Here is an 18895-nt window from a genome sequence, read left to right as displayed (position 1 = left end):
TCCTAAAAACTCTATATCTATTCCACTACCTATGTGTTGGTCAATAACTACAGCTATACTTTTATTCTCTTTAAAAGCAGTTAGCATACCTTTTGCAGCACTTTTCTTCTCAAGCATTGTAATACGGTTTTTACTTCTTCCTATCTCATATTTTTTTTGGATATATGGATTATCCATTCTTCTATTTACAACAGCAATTTCACCAAACATCATAGCAATATAAGGCAGTGTTATCTCCCAACCACCATAATGAGCCGTTATATATATAATTTTTCTATTATCTTTAAAAGCTTTTTCTATTATCTCTTTATTTAAAATATTTGCTTTTGAAAAAAGTATCTCTTTGTTTACTCTTTGATTCTCTATATGCTCATACATATTAAAACATAAAGATTTATATGAGTTATGAATTATCTCCTCTTTTCTACTCTTAGTTAAACTATCTTTAAAAACTAAATCAATATTTGCTCGTGCAATTTTTAGATGCTTTTTATCTACTTTGTAGGCTAAAAAAGCCAAAAATTTTAAAATTTTCTCCATTAAGAACTTTGGAGTTATAAAAAATAAAAATAGAAAAATATAGTATAAAATAAGTATAAAATAGTCTTTAATCTTTTCTATCATTTAAAAGCTCCTTTGCAATCTTTATAATCTCTTCTTCATCTATATCTTGAATTGAAAAATCATTTTTATCTATTTTATAAGGGTTTACAATAGATTTTGATTTTACAGTTTTGCTTATATTTGTTTCATATGTATTTCTATAAGCTGGAGTATTCCCAAAAATAGTTATTGTTGGAATATTTAAAGCCCAAGATATATGAGTTGGTCCTGTATCATTTCCAATAGTCAAATCAACTTTTGAAATCAAAGCTTTTAAACTATTTAAATCTAGTTTTGGCAAAACTCTTGCATTTGAATTTTGCTCTATAAACTTAGCCATCTCTTTTTCTTGCTCATTTCCCCAAGCAACTAAAAAATTCTCATTTAAACTTGAAGCAATTTTTGCAAACTTCTCTTTAGGATAAATTTTGCTTGGCCAACTAGCACCAACAACAAACAAAATATTTTTTCTATCTTTTTCTAAATAGTCGTAGATTATACCACTCTCATCTTTAAAAAATAAAAAAGGCTCTTTATTTACAATCTCATCTTTTGTAATTTCAAAATTCAAAGCCTTACTTATCAAATAGCAGTTTCTATCAATTACATTTTTATCATATGAAATTGATATTTTTTTATTATAAAAACAACTTGCTATTTTCTCTCTAGTTGAATTTTTACAAAAACCAGCTCTTTTTTCTCCAAGCAGTCTAGCTACTATTGCAGATTTTAAAAGTCCTTGAGTATCTATTACTAAATCATAACTGTTTTTTTTTAAACTTCTTACAAGTTTAATCTGATTAAAAATCTCAAATCTGTTTTTTTTTATACTTTTTAAATTTAATTTTATAATATTATTTACATGAGGATTGTTTTCTAAAACACCAGCAAATCCCTCTTCAACAAACCAATCTATTTGGATATTTGGATATTTTACTTTTATAAACTGCAAAGCTGTCATTGAGTGAATAATATCACCCATTGCAGATAATCTAACAATTGCAATTTTTTTTATCATAAAATTCCAAGCTCCAAACCATCTGGAAGTTCAAGCTTCTCTATTTGAGAACTTAATAAAAATGAGTTATTTTCAAGCTCAATTGTTAGAATATTCTCTTTTAAAGCATATTGTGTCCTTGGATTTGAGTAGTCAATATTTATTGCTAGGTTTAAAGCTTGCATAAAAGAGAGCCATCTTAAAGTTTCCAAAGGTGGCAACAGCTCTTTATATTTTTCAATATCACTCTCTTTTGGTAGAGATTTTTTTGAAAACTTTAAGATATAAGCAACAGTTACTCTTGAAGTGTGTAGAAAATCATAAGTTAAACCATTTAAAATAAAATCAAAAGCATTATCATTTGATTTATAAAAGTTTAATCTAACCCCAATTGAATGGAGTTTTGAAGCAACAACTAAAAGTGTTGAGAACTTATCATCAAGCTTATGAAGTGGTTTTAAAACCTCAAAAATCTCTTTAGCACTTCTTCCTAAATATGCACTTTGTTTTTCACATATTTGAAATCTATCAAGTAGACTTCTAACACTTACATTAAAATTAGAAGGAAATTTATGATTTTGATTTCTTAATAAATCTGTTAAATAAACTCCCTCTCGCACCCCAACTCCAGAAGTTACAACAGTTTTAATATTTAACTCATCAATAATAGTTTTAAAGATAAATGTACCCTCTTTTATAGTATCAAATCTATCTTTTTTTACACCCAAAGCCTCTAACTCTTCATTTGATTCTGTTTTTAAAATATCTAAAAAAAGTTTTTGCTCATTTTTTACATCATAAGTAAAGCCATGAATTGAGTCAAGTGGGTAAGCATTTTTTTGCATAATTAGTTTTGATAAAAACCTAATACTTCCACCAATTCCAACAACTTTTGAAGGAGTATTAACACCACAATTTAAAACTTTTTTTAGATTTTCAAGAATATAAGTTTTTGCACCATCAAGATTGTTTTTATTAAAATATAACTCTCTAATTCTAACTGTTCCAATATCAAGTGATAAAGATTTTACTATTTTTCCATCTTCAACAAAACAAAACTCTGTACTTCCACCACCAATATCTACTGTTACAAAGTTATCATCATGAAGCAAATTTGAAGTAGCTACTCCTCCATAATATGACTCTTTTTCACCATTTATAATCTTAATATTAAGACCTAAATCTTGTTTTACTCTACTTAAAAAAACATTAGAGTTTGGAGCATCTCTTAATGCAGATGTTGCAACACAAAGAATTTTTCTTGATTTAAGGGCATTTGAGATATTTAAAAAAGATTTTAAAGATTCATAAGCTCTTTGCATAGGTATTTCTTGAAGCATACCACCATTTTCATAGCATCCTTCTGAGATTTTTACCCTACTTTTTGTCTCATTTATAAGACTAAATGCAAATCGACTAGATTTTTCTAAAACAACCATTCGCATTGAGTTTGAACCAATGTCGATGATTGTTGTAATTTTCGACATATTAGTTTTCTTCTTCCATTAGTTGTTCGTATTTAAACTTCAACTCTTCCATTGTCTCTTCATTATCTGGATCTAAAATTATACAATCAACTGGACAAACCTCAACACATTGTGGTTCTTCATAATGACCAACACACTCAGTACATCTATCAGGATCAATAATATAAATTGGATCTCCCTCTTCAATAGCGTAGTTTGGGCACTCTTCTCTACATGCATCACATGCAATACATTCGTCCGTAATTATTAAAGCCATCTATTTTTTCCTATTTTTTATTTTGGTTTTGGAGTTATACCTAAAAATGTTTAATAATTTCTTTAAAATCATTAAAACAATCTTTTGATTTTGTTATAAAAATAAGATTATTTTTAACTATTTTATATAAATCTTTACAAATATACATAGCTGCATCAATATCAAAAGCTCTTAATTCTCCCATAAAAAGAACAAAATCATAATCTCTTGCATTCGCCAAAGAGATAGCTGTTGCTCCTAAAACTCTAAACTTTATATTTTTATCATTTAAAATTTTACAAATATCTGGATACTTATAACCTCTTTCAAAAACTGCAACTTTTGAGCCACTATTTATTCTGTTTTTTAACTCTTTATTGCTGTTTAGTGATAAATATACTACCTCATCATCTAAAAATTTATATACTAAAGTTTCTAAAGCTAAATTTGCAACAAATCCACCAATAATCTCTTCACCTCTTTTAATTGCAACTGATGTTCCATAATATGGAAGATTTGAGAAAAAATTATTGCTTCCATCAAGTGGATCAATGATAAAAGTTATATCTTTTTTAAAATCTTTGAAACCACACTCTTCACTAAAAATATTTCCAAACTCTTTTAAATGTTCTATAAAAATATTTTCAAAAATAATATCGATTTTAAGTGAATTATCTCCACCAAAACCAATCTGATTTGTATATATAAAATCATCTTTTTTTAAACTATTTTTTAAATAGTTTAAAACTTCAATATTTGCTTTTATAACTGCATTTTTTATATTTTCCAAAACTATAAAACCTCACTACTATTTTTTTGAATTTTTTCAAGCTCTATAAAATAAGCATGAGACAAATAAAGAACATAAAATATAGCTACAAAAAGAGTAATAAATGGAATAGTTGAAAATAGATATAAAAAAAATGTTCTTATTCTAAAAGAGTTTGAGCTTTTTTCATAGATTTTTTTATACTCATCTTTACTTAAAATTGTAGATGATACATCATAGTTTAAAAGTTTGTGGAAAAAATAGTATAAAGGCAAATATATAGCCAAAATATTTATTAATGGTATAAAATATAGAGGTATTAAAGCTATATATAAAAATATCATTATAAAAATAGTTTTTAAAAGTAGATAAATAGAGCCTAAAACTGTTCCATAAGGTTTTAAAATCAAAGCTTTATAGTGAGTTTTTTTTAGATATTTTACAACAAAAGGTGTCAAAAATCCAATAATTAACAAAGTTAAAATAATACTAAAATGAAAAATAAAAATAATTCCAACTGTATAGATTAAAAAAGCAGCCAACCAAGATGTAATTGAGTATTTAAATAAAAAAACAATTAAATATGTAAACCATACAAAATAAAATGGTGCACTCTCATCAATTATAAGCTCTTCTGTATTTTGTGAATTTTGAGCGATAATTTGCAAACTATCTATTCCAAAACTAGCCATTTGAAAAAATATTATATATAAAATTGTCATTGTAATAAGAAGTGGAATTAATGCTAGTTTTAGCATTGAGGAGCTAAAAAAATCACCTATACTTCTTTTTAAAATCTCTATTTCATTCATGCTCTTCCTCTTTATTTTTTATATCAAATCGTACTCTATATTCACACTTTTGACAAAGCTCTTCAACTAAAATATTATTTTTAAAACCATTTATCATAGCTTTTGCTCTACTACTTTGTAAAATATCTTTGATTGAGTTTTCATTTGTATCTCCAAGATTTATAGAAGCATCTAAATCCAAACAACAAGGAACAACAGTTCCATTTGCCAATATTCCAAAATGAGAGCTTAAACCATAACAAAAACCTTTTTGGCTAACTATGTTGTTTTTTAAAGTTGGCCAAGAGAAATATTCATCAAAATTAATAAATATTTTTCTAGCAACTCTAATATTTTTTGGTTTTGTACTATAAATCTCATCTATATTCAAATTTGAATTGAAAAAATGATTTAATCTATTAAAAACTTCATTATTAAAATCCAAAGCACTCTTTTTATCATCTAAATTCCAGATTCTAAAGTTTATAAAATAATCATGACTATTTTGCATTGCAAACTTTACAAAATCTAAAATGGGCTCAAAATACTCTTCAAAACTCTTTTTATGTGAGTTTGCATTGTATGAATTTATTGAGAAATTTATCTGTTTTATAGCACTATTTAATAAAGCTTTGTAGTGATTTTGTGAAATATTATTTGCAGTTGTTGTAATATTTACTTTAAGATTATGTTTTTTACTAATCTTTAAATACTCTTCTAAATTTGTTAAAACTAAAGGATCACCAACTATATGGTATGCAAGTTCATTTGTAAACTCTTTTAGCTCACTATTTAATCTATCAAAAAAATCTAAACTCATAATTTTATTTGGTAAATTTTTTGGAGGACAAAATGAACACTTTAAATTGCATATATTTGTAAGCTCAATATGAACTTTTTTAAACTTTGCTATAACTATTCCTTTAGTTTTTGCAAAAGTATATCAAAAGTTATAAAAATCATCGCTTGAAGAGTTTGTACTATCTATTAATGTTTGCATTGGATCTTTTCTATTATTGTTGCTTTTTTGACTCTCTTGTTTTTGTACTATATTTTCTTTGTTGCTCTCTTTTTTTTCAATATCTTCTAAACTCTTTTGTAAGTAAATATCCTCTATATCTTTAAGTTGTGAAAGCTTTTCTCGAATAAAACTAACTCCTTTATCTTTTGGAACGATATATGGAGTTACTATAATCACTAAATTGCTCTTTTTATTTAGTGTTACACTATTTCTAAAAAGTGCCCCAAGAATTGGAATATCTCCTAAAAGTGGAACTTTTTCTTCTATATTTTCATTTTTATTCTCTATTAATCCACCAATTATTACACTCTCTCCATTGTTTAAAATTGCAGTTGTATTTATCTCTTTTTTCAAAGTATCAGGATTGTCACCAGCTCCTACTTTGTTTAGTTTTACAGCCTCCAACAAAGCGCTTATTTGTAAAGCAACTTTATTATCTTTTGAAATTCTAGGTTTTACTTTCAAAGTTAATCCAACATCTTCTCTTTCATAATCTGATTTAGATGTACCTCCATCTGTTAAACTACTTGAAGTTTGCATTGATATCTTTTCACCAACATAAATAAAGCTCTCTTTATTATTTATTGCTAAAATTGAAGGTTGTGAGACAATATCCAAAGCACCTTTTTGTTTAAGCAGATTCAAACTTGCAGCCAAAGATACACCACTTTTTAAATTTTGATTTCTTATATCTATTCCCAAACTTCCTATAGCTTCATCAATTGCAAATGAACCACCATTTAACTTTGTACTTAATGCCATAATTCCACCACTTGAACTTGAAGCTGCACTTACTCCATAAGATACTCCAACCTTATCAACAAGCTCATTATTAACCTCTATAATCTTAGCTTCAATATATACTTGCAAACTCTCTTTATCAAGACTATCTATAAGCTTTTTTATACTATTTAAACTCTTTTGATTTGAAAAAACAATCAAAGAGTTTGATTCAATATTTGGAACAATTAAAGTTTTTTCATCACCATTTAAACTCCTCTTTTTTAAAAATTCCTCTAAAATTTTATATATATTTTCAACTTCACTATTTTTTAGTTCATAAATCAAAATATCATCTTTTGAAGCTATTTTTGACTCTTTTTTTGAGATTTTATAAAAAGAGATAAAATCCTCTAAAACATAGTTGTTTTCATTTAAGATTGCTCTTAAAATATTTAAAAGTTCATCTTTATTTAGGGTTTTATTTGATACAAAATCAACTTTAATATCTAATTTATCAGATATTAAAATATCTTTTTTGAGTATCTTTGAACTAATTTTTATAAGTTCATTTAAGTCAATTTTTGAGAAATTTATATTTATATTATCATTTGAGAAACTAAGATTAAAAAAGAGTATTAAAAATAGAGAGTATCTTGCAAAATTTTTCATAAGTTCCCCCAAAAAATTTAATAAGAAAAATTATGTTAGCAAAATAAAACTACAAAGTAAAGAAAAATTATTTAAAATATATTTTTGACTTATCTTTTAACTTTTTAAAAATATCAGAAAAATTTGCTGGATATACTCTAGTTTGAGCTATTGTTGTAATAAAATTTGTATCACCTATCCATCTTGGAACTAGATGATAGTGAACATGCTGCTCAATTCCAGCACCAGCTGCACGACCTAAATTCATTCCAATATTAACACCCTCGCAAGGCATAATATCTTTCAAAAGCCTAACAGCTTCTTGCACCCTTTTTGAAACTCTTTGCCAAACAATATCCTCTAAATCCTCTATATTTGATGTGTGAAAATTTGGTACAACCATAATATGACCTGGACTATAAGGAAACTTATTCATAACTACAAAGCAAAGCTCATCACTAAAAATTACTTGATATTTATCATCATCTTTATTTTTTAAAATATGGCAAAAAACACAATCTTTAATCTTCTCTTCACTAACATATGAGTATCTCCAAGGTGCATAAAGATGTTCCATAAAAATCCTTAAATAAAATTTGGTGCATCATTTGCAAATAGAATTAAATCACCACTTTTTGTACTACTTGCTAATATATTTTGCATTTGCGATTTATCTTTTAAAATAAATATTTTATTTTTATCTATATTTTGACTTAAAACCTCTATATTTAAACTTCCAGTTAAGATTACAAAATCAAAAACCTCATCTATTTTTAAAGCTATTTTTTTGTTTGCTTCAATAGTTGATTCAACAAGTCCTGGAGTAATAATAACCTTTCTTCCACTGTAAGTTTTACAAAGATTAAAAGCTTCAATCATTCCTTCAAAATTTCCATTAAATGAGTCATCAATTATCACTTTACCATTTGCTTCAATTTTTTGAAGTCTATGTTCTACTTGAGGAAGAGTTTTTAAAGAATCTTTTATGCTTTTTATATCTATTTTTAAATAGTTTGCAACTAAAATCACAGCACTTAAATTTATTGCATTAAAACTTCCTAAAATTGGGGCAAAAAACTCCTCTTTTTTATCATTTATCTCAAAACTAAATCTAATCCCATTTAAACTACTATCTAAAATCTCTAAATTTTTTGGAAAAACATCAATATTTAAAGACTCTTTTGCATCTGCACTTTTGTGAACAAATGCTTTTTCTAATCTTTTTGAACTTAATAACTCTTTTTTTGTATTTTGAATATTTTCTAAACTTTTAAAATACTCAATATGTTGCTCTCCAATCGTTCCAACTACACAAATTTGAGGTTCAAGAAAGTTTGCTATTGTTTTAATATCACCTTTTACTCTAGCTCCTGCTTCTGCTATATAAATTTGAGTATTTGAAGGTAAATCCATATTTACATCTAAAACAAGCCCTGCAATTGTATTTACACTTCTTGGAGTTTTGTAAGTATTAAAATGATTTTTTAAAATATGGTATAAAAAGTTTTTTATAGATGTTTTTCCATAAGATGCTGTAATTGCAACAATTTTTAAATCTTTTATACTATTTAGTCTTCTTTTTGCAATTTTTTTATAAAAATTAAACATTAATTTTTCTGTAAGATTTGATAATAATATTGTTAAAAAAATAGCAAATAAAAAGTAGATTTTTGAAGCAAAAAAGTATCCAAAAATTAATATTGTAGTTAATATTATAAAAAATCTTTGAACTCTTTTTGTATAAACCAAACTTCTATCAAGTTTTTTTGCCCAAAAATATAGTGCGATTAAATATAAAATTAAAATTGGTGCAAAGTATATCTCTTTTAATACTATCCATAAAAGTAATGGAAAAATAAAATAAAAAAGATGCCAAATTTTTTTATGGTGATTTAAAACAACCCTTTGTAACTTATAGTTATACCATTGAAGATTTAGTATTAAATACCAAGAGAGAGCAAAAATAGCTATAAAATTGATAAAAAAATTAAAATAGTTCATATTCTATTATTTCGCATATCTGTTTTGAGTGTTTTAAAAAGAAGTAGTGATCTCCACTTAATTTATAGAAAATTGAATTCTCTATAATATTTGAAATTTTTTCTCCTGATTTTATAGAAGTAGCTTTATCTTCTAATCCCCAAAATATAAGTGTTTTATTTATCTGTTTTGCAAAAATAGGAGTAAAATCCTCATCTACAACATTTTTAAATGTTTTGTACATATTTTCACTCATTTTTACTACATCTTTACTTCTAAATCTTTTTGTTATACTTTTTAACTTAACTTTATTAAAAAATTTGGCTAAAGATATCTTTAATCTAACTTTTAGTGGTTTTTTCTCTAAAACTCCAGCACTACTTAATAAAATTAAATTTTGTGGATTTAATAAAGTTGCAACTTTACCACCAAATGAGTGTCCTGCAACTGCAAAAAAATCTGAATCCAATTTTTTTAAAAACTCTTTTATTATTTGTGCATAATCTGCTGTTGTAAGTTCATATATATTCTCGCTATTTCCAAATCCTGGCATATCTATATATATGTGCCTGTAAGAACTTAAAAAAGTTCCAAATGCTTTTTTCATAATCTCTTTATTTGAACCCCAACCATGAAGAAAAACTATATCTTTTTTTGCATTTGGATTTATTATCTCATAAGATATATCAAAAACTTTTCCATCAATATTTATGCTTTTTAGTGCCAAACTACTTTCCTTTTGCAACTTGAATTTTATTTACATACTCATAATTTATAGGAATAAACTTCTTTTTAGGTAAATTTGAAGCAACTTTTGTAAAAAGATCTTGAAAATCTTCAAACAAATAGTTTGCCATAGATCCTGGAATTGAGTTTATCTCATTTAAATATACTTTATCTTCAACTACAAAAAAATCACATCTTATGATTGAACCTTCAAAAAGAGTGTTGTAAATTTTTTTAAAACTCTCTTTTATCTCACTGTTTAATTTCTCACCTAAATCAACCTCTAAAGCTTTTGATGTTCTTGAAAAATCTAAATATTTTTTATCAAAATCCAAAAACTCAGCTTTTTGGGGCTCCTCAATAATTGAGAAAATAAACTCTCCATTTACTTTTGTACCAGCTAGGTTATACTCTTTTACTCCACTAATAAAAGGCTCAATTATAATTGCATCATCAAACTCAAAAGCAACATCAAGAGCATAAGCTAACTCTTCTTGATTTTTTACAATAGATACTCCAATAGAGCTACCTAGCTTTACTGGTTTTAAGATAACTGGAAACATATCAACTTTTATACTATCATTTTTTGTATAGTATTTGTAAGGTAGAGTTTTTACATCAACACTTTGTGCATATCCTTTTGTAATAAATTTATTTGAACTAACTACACAAGCTTCTGTTCTTGGAGCTATAAAAGGGATATTATAAAAATCTAAAACTGAAGATAAAACTCCATCTTCTCCATCTCCACCATGTGATAGATTTAAAACTACATCAAAATCAATATTTTGCTCTTTTTTAAATAGTCCAGATACTTTATAAAATCCACCCTTTTTTAAAAAAACTTTATCAAATTTTAAGTACTCTGCACTACTAAATAGTTTTGAATTTATTTTAGAACTTGGAATCTCATATAAATCTCTATCTTTATCTATAAATATATATATTAACTCATCTTTTAAAACATCTTTCATGGCAATTGAACTTACTATTGAAATCTCATGCTCAAAACTTATACCACCAAAAACTATTGCTATTTTCATTTTATAATTTCCCTTTTATTTTTGTAATTTTTTAAGTGCTTCTCTAACTAATTCAGAAGTTGTTGAGCTTGTACAAGTTTTTAAGATAGTTGAAATTAAATCTTTTTTAAATCCAAGTGATTCCAAAGCTAGTGAAGCTTCAAGATTAATATTTGGAATATCGCTACTACTATTTGTCTCAACAACAAATCCACTAAGCTCTACTAATATTCTACTAGCACCTTTTGGACCAATTCCTGGAACTCTTTTTAACATATTTACATCACTTGAAGATATAATTTGAGCAAATGAACTTGGTGTAAATGTAGAGCAGATTGCAAGTGCAACTTTTGGTCCTACTCCATTTATTTTAATAACTGTATCAAAAAGTTTTTTTTCATTTGAATCTAAAAAACCATATAAATTGTGTGCATCTTCTCTTATAATCTCAGTAATCTCAAACTTAACTTCATCAGAAATAATTTTTGAACTACAATTTAAAGATACAAAAACTTCATAAATAACTCCATTTACATTTAAATGTATAACTGTTGGCTCTTTTTTTACAACTTTACCTATTAATCCTACTATCAATGCAATCCCACTTTATATTTTTTTTATATCTATTATAAATTAATCTTAATTTTATTTTTTTATAGATTTTCTCACTCTGTTTTAAAGTTTTTAAGTATATAATAATTCTACTTAAAAAATAAGGGTTAGATATGTTGGATTTTATAACAAAAAAGATTAGTAATAAAATTATGGTTGCGCTTTTTTTACTTACTTTTCTAAGTAGCAGTTTTATCGTTTATTCTACAACTACAAAGGTAACTGAAGACTCTATATCAAATGCAAAAGAGAGTTTGGAGATGTTAAATGCATCAATATTTCAAACTTTAAGAAATACAATGAATACAGGAGATCCTGATTTAATAGCAAAAGCAGAAGAAGAGGCTAGACAGATAAAAGGTGTTAAGCAGTTAGTTGTAGCAAAAAGTAAAGCTTTAATGGAACTATATCCAACAACAGCTCCCTATACAGAAGATCCAAAAGTTTTAGAGAGCTTTGAATCAAAAGAAAATCAATTAATTCAAACAAATGATGCTGATGGACATAATATTAGAATGATAAAACCAATGATTGCTACAGCCGAGTGTATGATGTGTCACGCAAACCAAGAGATTGGTGATGTAATTGGTGTTATGGATTTAACTTTCTCTCTTGCAGAAACGGATGCAAAAATAAGTAATTTATTAAAAGATATCTCTATAGCTTCAACAATTTTGGGGCTTATTACAATAACTTTAATTTTCTTTATTGTAAAAAGAGCTACAAGTCCAATAGAGAGCCTAAAAAATGGTTTTGAAGAGCTTCTTGCATCAAATGATACAAATATAAAACTAAATGTAAAAACGGATGATGAGATTGGAGAGGTTGCAAATTTATTTAACTCATATATGAATAAAGTAAGAGATGGACTAAAACAAGATGAGATTGTAATTGAAGAGGTTAATGATGTTATAGAGAAAACTGCAAATGGATTTTTTGTTTATAAAGTTGAAAATAGAGCTTCAAATATTCATGTAGAAGATTTAAAAAATAAATTAAATTTAATGATTGAAAGAACAAAAGAGACTTTAGACAAAATAAATGAAGCCTTAAGAAATTATGCTGAATCAAAATATGACTATATTTTAAAAGATGATGATATTTTTGGAAACCTAGGATCACTTGCAAGTGGTATCAAACTTGTAGGAAACAATACTTCAGAGCTTCTTGCTATTGTTATGAATACAGGAAATGCTCTAAAAGATAGTACACAAACACTTTCAGATACATCTTTAAGACTTACAAGCTCATCAGCTGAACAAGCTGCTAGCTTAGAAGAGACATCTGCTGCACTTGAAGAGATAACTGCAACAATTCAAGCAAATACTCAAGCAGCTGTTCAAATGGCACAGCTAGCACAAAATTTAAGTCTATCTGCTAAAAAAGGTCAAGATTTAGCGAATCAAACATCTAAATCTATGGATGACATAAATAAAGAGGTTAGCTCTATAAATGAAGCTATTGAGGTAATTGATCAAATAGCATTCCAAACAAATATCTTAAGTCTAAACGCAGCAGTTGAAGCAGCAACAGCTGGTGAAGCTGGAAAAGGGTTTGCTGTTGTTGCTCAAGAGGTGCGAAATCTAGCAAATAGAAGTGCAGAAGCTGCAAGAGAGATTAAAGAGATTGTAGAAAAAGCGACTCAAAAAGCAAGTCAAGGTAAGAGTATTGCTAATAATATGATTGATGGATATAGCGAATTAAATAACAATATTTCAAACACTTTAACTACTATTGAAAGTGTTGCAACTGCTTCAAAAGAGCAAGAAGTTGGGATATTACAAATTAATGATGCAATTGGCTCTTTAGATAAATCTACACAAAAAAATGCACAGGTTGCTGAACAGATATCAAATATGGCAAATTCAATTGCATATATGTCAAGTTATTTAGTAACCGCAGCTTCAAGAACATCATTTCTTGAAGAGAGTTTAGAAAAGGTTTATGATGTAGATTTAGTATTTGATACAGCTTTATTAAAGGTTAATATTCTAAAAAGTAAAGATGAAGTATATTCAAAACTTGGAAATCAAAAATCGTTTCAAGTAGCTAACAGTAACTATGTTAAAGATTGGCTAAATAGTGAAGAGAACTACAATAAAATAAAAGATGAGAATATATTGGATAGTATAAATAAGTTAAATCTTAAATTCCATTCAAGCCTTCAAGATTTAGTAAATTCAAATGCTGCTAAAGATAAAAATGATATTTTAAATGCTACTGCAAACAGAGTTGAAAAAAGCACAAATGAACTATTTGAGAGTTTAGACAATATTAAAACTAGCAATAAAAGTTCAACTCCATTTGCTAAATTTATATTAAATGTTTAAAAAAGTAAGATGGTTTTAAACCATCTTACTCTTGTTGCATCTGTCTAATAAGTTCTTCTAAATCATCAGCACTCATACTATCTTCTGACACAGAAATTGTTTTTGCACTAGGTGCAATATTATATTGAGATTTATCAATATCATTTTTATCACAAACAAAATTAACAACTCTCTCTATTTTTTGTCTATGTAAATCTTGTCTTTGTAGAAGTCCATAAATATTTGAAATAAAATCCCCTAATTTTTCTCTTTTATGTCTTGGAATTTCAAGATCATCAATAACTTTTGAAATCTCTTCAGTGTTTTCAAAAATATCAATTGAATCATTTTCAGTCTCTTTTATAACTTCACAAAGTTCAGTTATTAGCTCTTCATATCTCATTTGTTACCCTTATGTTAATGTAAATTCGATACTAGCAAAAAATCACTTAAATAATTAATGTATAATTTCAGCTATAAATTCAGTTGCATATGAGCCTTTAGGAAGGTAAAAATTTAATTCCATATGGTTTTTATCCTCTTTATAATTACTCTGTATATTTTCTGGAAATATAAAAGCAAATCTTCTTGCTCCATCTTCACCCATTTGCACATCAAACTCTTTTTCAATCTCTTGTGCAAGACCTTCAGACTTCTTAACTCTTTTTCCACATAAAAGTCCAGTTGGAACTCTATCTTTTTCAAAAAACTTTTGACTCTCACTCTCTAAATCATCAATTATAAATATTCTTCCAAATGGATAATGAGATAGTAAATCACCTGTAATAATTTTAAATGGATGTGGCTGTTTTTTTGCTCTTTTTACCTCATCAAGTGGAAGATTTAACTTTTCATAAATCTCTTTTGGTTCAAAAGTATCTATTAGTTTTGAAATCTCTATTCTCTTTGAAAGCCAAGAGTTAAAAAGATAACTTTGATAAGCATTTATAAACATCTGTTTTAAATTTCTATTTCTCTCTTTTAATTTTCCTTCAACAATAGCTTGACCTTTTTTGTAGTTTTCACCATCAATTCCAAATCTTTGAAATCCAAAATAGTTTGGCATACCATAAGTAGCAATTTGTCCTAAAGCCTCTTCAATTTTTCTTTTTTCAACTAATCCAACTCTTTTTAGCCTAATAAAAAAGTTGTTTCCTTTTAAATGACCAATTTTTATCTTATTATTATGATAAGTTGTTTCAAGAATTTTTATATTTTCATGATTAAAACTTTTTAATGCCTCTTCATATTTTTTATGAATTGAAATATGCTGAATTGTCATTGCATTTTTATCTTTAAGTCCTGCATATCCAAACTCTCTTGTACTACACTTTAAATAGTTTGCTAAAATCTCTATAGCATCCCAAGTTGCTAAATCTTTTTTTCTAAGTTTTAAAATTAGATGTTCACCATCACCACTAAATTCATATAAAGGTACCTCATTTACAACAAAATCATCTTTCGTTTGTTTAAAAAGTACATCTATTTTTGAGTGGTTTAAATATCTTTGTAATTGCAATTTTTTTCCTTAATTTTTAAAATGGTGGTTTGAAAGATTTGTTCTAAAACTTCCTTTTACAGCTTTTGCAAAGAAGTTCAATTTTGTTTTATGCTTTTTTGCTATTTGCTCAATCTTTTTTAGATTTTTTTGACTACATGAAAAAAGTATCTCATACTCTTCACCAGAACTAGCAATATTATCATCAATTTTTCTAAAAATATCAAATCCAATATTTGAAGCAATTGAGAGTTTTTCTAAATCTAAAAACAATCCATCACTAATATCCATAGAAGCATTTATATATTTTGAAGCCTCATAAAAAAAATCAGCTTTTAGAACTGGTTTTATAAATTTAGATGATTTTTTAATTTTTTTTCCGCTTAATAAAGCCTCTAAATCTTTTTTACTATCTCCTAATTTTCCTGTATAACAGAGATAATCACCCTCTTTTACACCACTTCTATATATAGGTTTTGAAGTTTTTGAAATAATTGTAATACTAATATCTAATTTATGATTTTCAATTGTATCGCCACCAATAATTTCAAAATCAAAATCTTTGGCTGCTTTTTTAAATCCATTTGCAAGCTCTTGTAAATCTTCATTTGTATAATATTTTGGAATAGCTATGCTTATTAGTGCATATTTTGGTTTTGCATTCATAGCAATTGCATCAGATATATTTACAAGCATTGATTTATATGCTATTTGCTTTAATGTAAACCAATCTTTTTTAAAGTGTACATCTTCAAAAAAAGCGTCCATGGAGTAAACATATCCATCTATAAACGCACCATCATCGCCGTTGTATTTACTATTTTGTATACTATTTATAAAAAATTGTTCTTTATTCATAAGAAGAAGTGTATCGAAATTTTGCAAAAAGAATTGATTAAATTGGGTAAGTTTAAAACAGTGTTTTCACTGTTTTAATTTTTTATTAGTTTTTTATAAAAGAGCAACAGTAATCAACTAGTGAGTGAACTCTTAGTTTAAATTTTGTATTCTCTGGAACTTCAAAAGATGCAGGTCCTTCATATTTAACCCAATCAGATGCTGGTAGAAGTAACTCTAAACTTCCTCTTTGAATATCTATAATCTCTTTATTAACAGTATTTAACTCATACTCACCAGGTAGCATAATTCCTAAAGTCTTTTTTGAACCATCTTCAAATGTAATTGCTCTGCTTGTAATGTTTCCATCATATAAAATATTTGCAGCTTTAGCAATAGAAACACCTCTAAAATAATCCATCTGTTCTCCTTAATTTTTCTCAAAGAAGTATATCCAAATTTTTATGTGAGAATATTAAATATAGTTACAATTTTCTGCTATAATCCCTCAAAATTTTAAAAAGGTTACAAAATGAATAAGCAAGAAGAGCTAAAAGATTTAATAAAAAATGTTGTTTTAGAAGATGTTGATGATTATATTGATGAACTACTTGAGTTGATTGCTTCAAAAAAAGATGATGAAAATACAAAAGAAGAGTTAAACTCTATGCAAGAGATGAAAAAAGAGTTTTTGGAACTTTTAAGTGAGTTAGAAGCTGGAGAGATTGATGATGAAGAGGCCGCTGAATTAATTGAAGAGATAAATGATATGCTAAATGAGGATATTGATTAATATTATATGCAGGGCTATATTATTGATATAAAAGCTGTTAAAGATGATGATTTAATAGTTACAATTTTGTGTGAAAAAGAGCTTATAACAACTTATAGATTTTATGGAGCTAGGCACTCAAATATCAATATTGGTTACAAAATAGATTTTGAATTAGAGAAGACTAAATCCTCTATTTCAAGATTAAAAGATGTTATGCAACTTGGTTTTCCTTGGATTTTAAATAGTGAAAAAATGTATGCTTGGCAAAGATATTTAAAACTGTTTTACACTCATTTAAAAGAGTTAGAAGAGCCTGATAGTTTCTATTTTAAAACACTTGAAGAGTTAGTAACTAAGATTAATAAACAAAATGTTTTAAGAGCAATTGTTGAATCATATATTTTACTTTTAGAGCATGAAGGAAGACTTCATACAAACTTTGAGTGTCTTATTTGTGAAATAGAGGTTGATTTTAACTTAGCTTTAATTAGAGGATTTATTCCTGTTCATAAAGTTTGTGTTAATAGAGCAAAAAGCTTCGAAATAAATAAGATAAAAGAGCTATTTAATTCAAAATCTTCAATAAACTTAGAAGATGAGGAAGTAGAAAAACTTTGGGAAATTATTCTTCTTGGACTTTAAAATCTAATAAATATTTTCGTTTTCTAATCTAGTTTTTAAAGTATTAATTGCTTCTATTAATGCTTTATCATTTAATTTATACTCTTTAGCTTTTTTAATTGCCATATTAATTGATTTTTCACTTAAAGGCTCTTTTATATTTGAAGCTGTTTTAATAACATCTAAAATCATTGCTTTTTGTTTATACTCAATTGGTGACTTTTCTACATCATCAACAAACTCTATAGTGTTTATTAACTCTTGACTAAGATTCCAATGTTTAAAAATATGAGCAGTAACATATGAACTTGAAAATTCAAAAAAATCTTTCTCTATCTCTTGTAGTGATTTTAAATTTTCTAATACCTTTTTATAAAAATCACTCTCTTTATTGTTTAAAATTAGTACATCTGAAATAATATATTTACCAATATCTTGTAGTAAAGCTGGAAGCAAAAGTTTATCTTTTAACTCTGGATCAACTTTATTTAACCATAAATTTGTAAGGGCTAAAGCTATATTTGAAGCCTTCATAAAATCATCATTTGATAGACCATAAGGTGACAATGAAGATATTAAAAGTTTTTGACTACTTGTAGAGATTGCAACAGAAATTGTAAAGTTAATCCCAAGAAGAGTTATAGCTCGTAATGGTGTTTCAACTTTACTTCTAAATCCAAACATTGCAGAGTTTGCAATTTTTAAAAGATTTGTAACTAATAAAGCATCTTTTTTAATAATTTCATATAACTCTTGTATCTCTTTTTCTTCTTTTTTTCTATATTGTTCAATTTCAATAATAGTTCTTGGAAGAGGAGCCAAAGACTCAACTCTTCTTAATACCTCAGATAATTGCAAAATAGCCCCCCTATTTTATTTTTTTAAATCAATCTTCCTTACACATTAAATCTAAAATGCATAACATCACCATCTTGAACAACATAATCCTTACCTTCAAGTCTTAGTTTTCCAGCATCTTTGCATTTAGCTTCTCCACCAAATTTAACAAAATCTTCATAAGATATAACTTCTGCTTTTATAAAACCTTTTTCAAAGTCATTGTGAATAACAGCAGCTGCTTGTGGAGCTTTTGTATTTTTTCTAATTGTCCAAGCACGAACCTCTATTTTCCCAGCTGTAAAATAGCTTTGAAGACCTAATTTATCAAAAGCTTTTTGAATAATTTGCTCTAAACCTGATTCAGCAACTCCTAAATCATCCAAAAATGCTCTTGCTTCATC

At 26.7% G+C, this 18895-nt stretch carries 22 protein-coding genes; 3 read left to right on the top strand and 19 right to left on the bottom strand.

Translation table 11 applies throughout. From position 1 onward, the window contains the following. The 13 genes from WC168_RS06235 to ruvA form a co-directional block, all read right to left on the bottom strand. Positions 1-624, bottom strand: a 624-nt coding sequence (locus WC168_RS06235; RefSeq protein WP_372618161.1) for a lipid A biosynthesis acyltransferase, incomplete at its 3' end; no start/stop codon positions are given. Further along, a complete protein-coding gene (waaC, locus tag WC168_RS06230; protein ID WP_372618159.1) occupies positions 608-1621 on the bottom strand; it encodes a lipopolysaccharide heptosyltransferase I in 1014 nt (337 codons plus the stop codon). The genes waaC and WC168_RS06235, both read right to left, overlap by 17 nt. Then, entirely contained in the window at positions 1618-3087 is a 1470-nt protein-coding gene (locus WC168_RS06225; protein WP_372618157.1) for a Ppx/GppA family phosphatase, read from the bottom strand. The genes waaC and WC168_RS06225 overlap by 4 nt, the downstream gene beginning before the upstream one ends. A 1-nt stretch (position 3088) precedes the next feature. Beyond that, positions 3089-3343 (bottom strand): YfhL family 4Fe-4S dicluster ferredoxin, encoded by a 255-nt coding sequence (locus tag WC168_RS06220; protein ID WP_066159487.1) that lies wholly within the window; start codon positions 3341-3343, stop codon positions 3089-3091. Positions 3344-3383: 40 nt separating this feature from the next. Continuing rightward, positions 3384-4112 (bottom strand): inositol monophosphatase family protein, encoded by a 729-nt coding sequence (locus WC168_RS06215; protein ID WP_279134547.1) that lies wholly within the window; start codon positions 4110-4112, stop codon positions 3384-3386. 2 nt (positions 4113-4114) lie between these two features. Next, positions 4115-4903: an EI24 domain-containing protein gene (locus tag WC168_RS06210; protein WP_372618155.1), complete on the bottom strand. Its 789-nt coding sequence runs from the start codon at positions 4901-4903 to the stop codon at positions 4115-4117. Continuing rightward, complete coding sequence (locus WC168_RS06205) at positions 4896-5771, bottom strand: radical SAM/SPASM domain-containing protein (RefSeq protein ID WP_265936993.1); 876 nt, start codon at positions 5769-5771, stop codon at positions 4896-4898. Before WC168_RS06205 ends, WC168_RS06210 begins: the two co-directional genes overlap by 8 nt. Positions 5772-5825: 54 nt before the next feature. Beyond that, complete coding sequence (locus WC168_RS06200) at positions 5826-7295, bottom strand: type II secretion system protein GspD (protein WP_372618153.1); 1470 nt, start codon at positions 7293-7295, stop codon at positions 5826-5828. Positions 7296-7362: 67 nt separating this feature from the next. Next, positions 7363-7851, bottom strand: coding sequence for an HIT domain-containing protein (locus tag WC168_RS06195; protein ID WP_066159477.1), 489 nt, complete (start codon positions 7849-7851; stop codon positions 7363-7365). An 8-nt stretch (positions 7852-7859) separates the two neighbouring features. Next, positions 7860-9275 carry a Mur ligase family protein gene (locus WC168_RS06190; protein ID WP_372618151.1) on the bottom strand — a complete coding sequence of 472 codons (1416 nt, stop codon included), beginning with the start codon at positions 9273-9275 and terminating at the stop codon, positions 7860-7862. After that, entirely contained in the window at positions 9262-9981 is a 720-nt protein-coding gene (locus tag WC168_RS06185; protein WP_372618149.1) for an alpha/beta fold hydrolase, read from the bottom strand. The genes WC168_RS06190 and WC168_RS06185 overlap by 14 nt, the downstream gene beginning before the upstream one ends. 1 nt (position 9982) lies before the next feature. Next, positions 9983-11023, bottom strand: a complete 1041-nt coding sequence (locus tag WC168_RS06180) for a D-alanine--D-alanine ligase (RefSeq protein WP_066350149.1) — start codon at positions 11021-11023, stop codon at positions 9983-9985. A 15-nt stretch (positions 11024-11038) separates the two neighbouring features. Beyond that, complete coding sequence (gene ruvA, locus WC168_RS06175) at positions 11039-11596, bottom strand: Holliday junction branch migration protein RuvA (RefSeq protein ID WP_066407573.1); 558 nt, start codon at positions 11594-11596, stop codon at positions 11039-11041. Between the two features lie 131 nt (positions 11597-11727). Between ruvA and WC168_RS06170 the strand changes: the two genes are divergently transcribed. Further along, the gene (locus tag WC168_RS06170; RefSeq protein WP_372618147.1) at positions 11728-13944 is read left to right on the top strand and encodes a methyl-accepting chemotaxis protein; all 2217 of its coding nucleotides are present in this window, start codon (positions 11728-11730) and stop codon (positions 13942-13944) included. A gap of 25 nt (positions 13945-13969) precedes the next feature. Here the strand turns inward: WC168_RS06170 and WC168_RS06165 are convergent, their stop codons facing one another. The 4 genes from WC168_RS06165 to WC168_RS06150 form a co-directional block, all read right to left on the bottom strand. Further along, entirely contained in the window at positions 13970-14326 is a 357-nt protein-coding gene (locus WC168_RS06165; RefSeq protein WP_125296781.1) for a hypothetical protein, read from the bottom strand. 54 nt (positions 14327-14380) lie between these two features. After that, positions 14381-15442, bottom strand: coding sequence for a tRNA pseudouridine(13) synthase TruD (truD, locus tag WC168_RS06160; RefSeq protein WP_372618145.1), 1062 nt, complete (start codon positions 15440-15442; stop codon positions 14381-14383). Between the two features lie 9 nt (positions 15443-15451). Beyond that, positions 15452-16279: a thiamine-phosphate kinase gene (locus WC168_RS06155; RefSeq protein ID WP_319059215.1), complete on the bottom strand. Its 828-nt coding sequence runs from the start codon at positions 16277-16279 to the stop codon at positions 15452-15454. 85 nt (positions 16280-16364) lie between these two features. Then, entirely contained in the window at positions 16365-16679 is a 315-nt protein-coding gene (locus WC168_RS06150; RefSeq protein WP_066158931.1) for a pyrimidine/purine nucleoside phosphorylase, read from the bottom strand. 111 nt (positions 16680-16790) lie between these two features. Here WC168_RS06150 and WC168_RS06145 point away from each other — a divergent pair, with 111 nt between their 5' ends. Together WC168_RS06145 and recO are read left to right on the top strand one after the other, a co-directional pair. Then, the gene (locus WC168_RS06145) at positions 16791-17051 is read left to right on the top strand and encodes a hypothetical protein (protein WP_066158933.1); all 261 of its coding nucleotides are present in this window, start codon (positions 16791-16793) and stop codon (positions 17049-17051) included. Positions 17052-17057: 6 nt separating this feature from the next. Then, positions 17058-17675, top strand: a complete 618-nt coding sequence (gene recO, locus WC168_RS06140; RefSeq protein ID WP_066158936.1) for a recombination protein RecO — start codon at positions 17058-17060, stop codon at positions 17673-17675. 3 nt (positions 17676-17678) lie between these two features. Here recO and WC168_RS06135 read toward each other — a convergent pair whose 3' ends face one another. Together WC168_RS06135 and WC168_RS06130 are read right to left on the bottom strand one after the other, a co-directional pair. Next, entirely contained in the window at positions 17679-18512 is an 834-nt protein-coding gene (locus tag WC168_RS06135; protein ID WP_066349962.1) for an HDOD domain-containing protein, read from the bottom strand. A gap of 38 nt (positions 18513-18550) precedes the next feature. Continuing rightward, a partial coding sequence (locus tag WC168_RS06130) for a DUF933 domain-containing protein (protein WP_372618142.1) occupies positions 18551-18895 on the bottom strand: 345 nt, incomplete at its 5' end.

The sequence above is a fragment of the Aliarcobacter sp. genome, from assembly GCF_041672065.1.
Classification (GTDB): domain Bacteria; phylum Campylobacterota; class Campylobacteria; order Campylobacterales; family Arcobacteraceae; genus Aliarcobacter; species Aliarcobacter skirrowii.
Note: the sequence above shows the minus strand (reverse complement) of the source record. Positions and strands in the feature narration are given on the sequence as shown.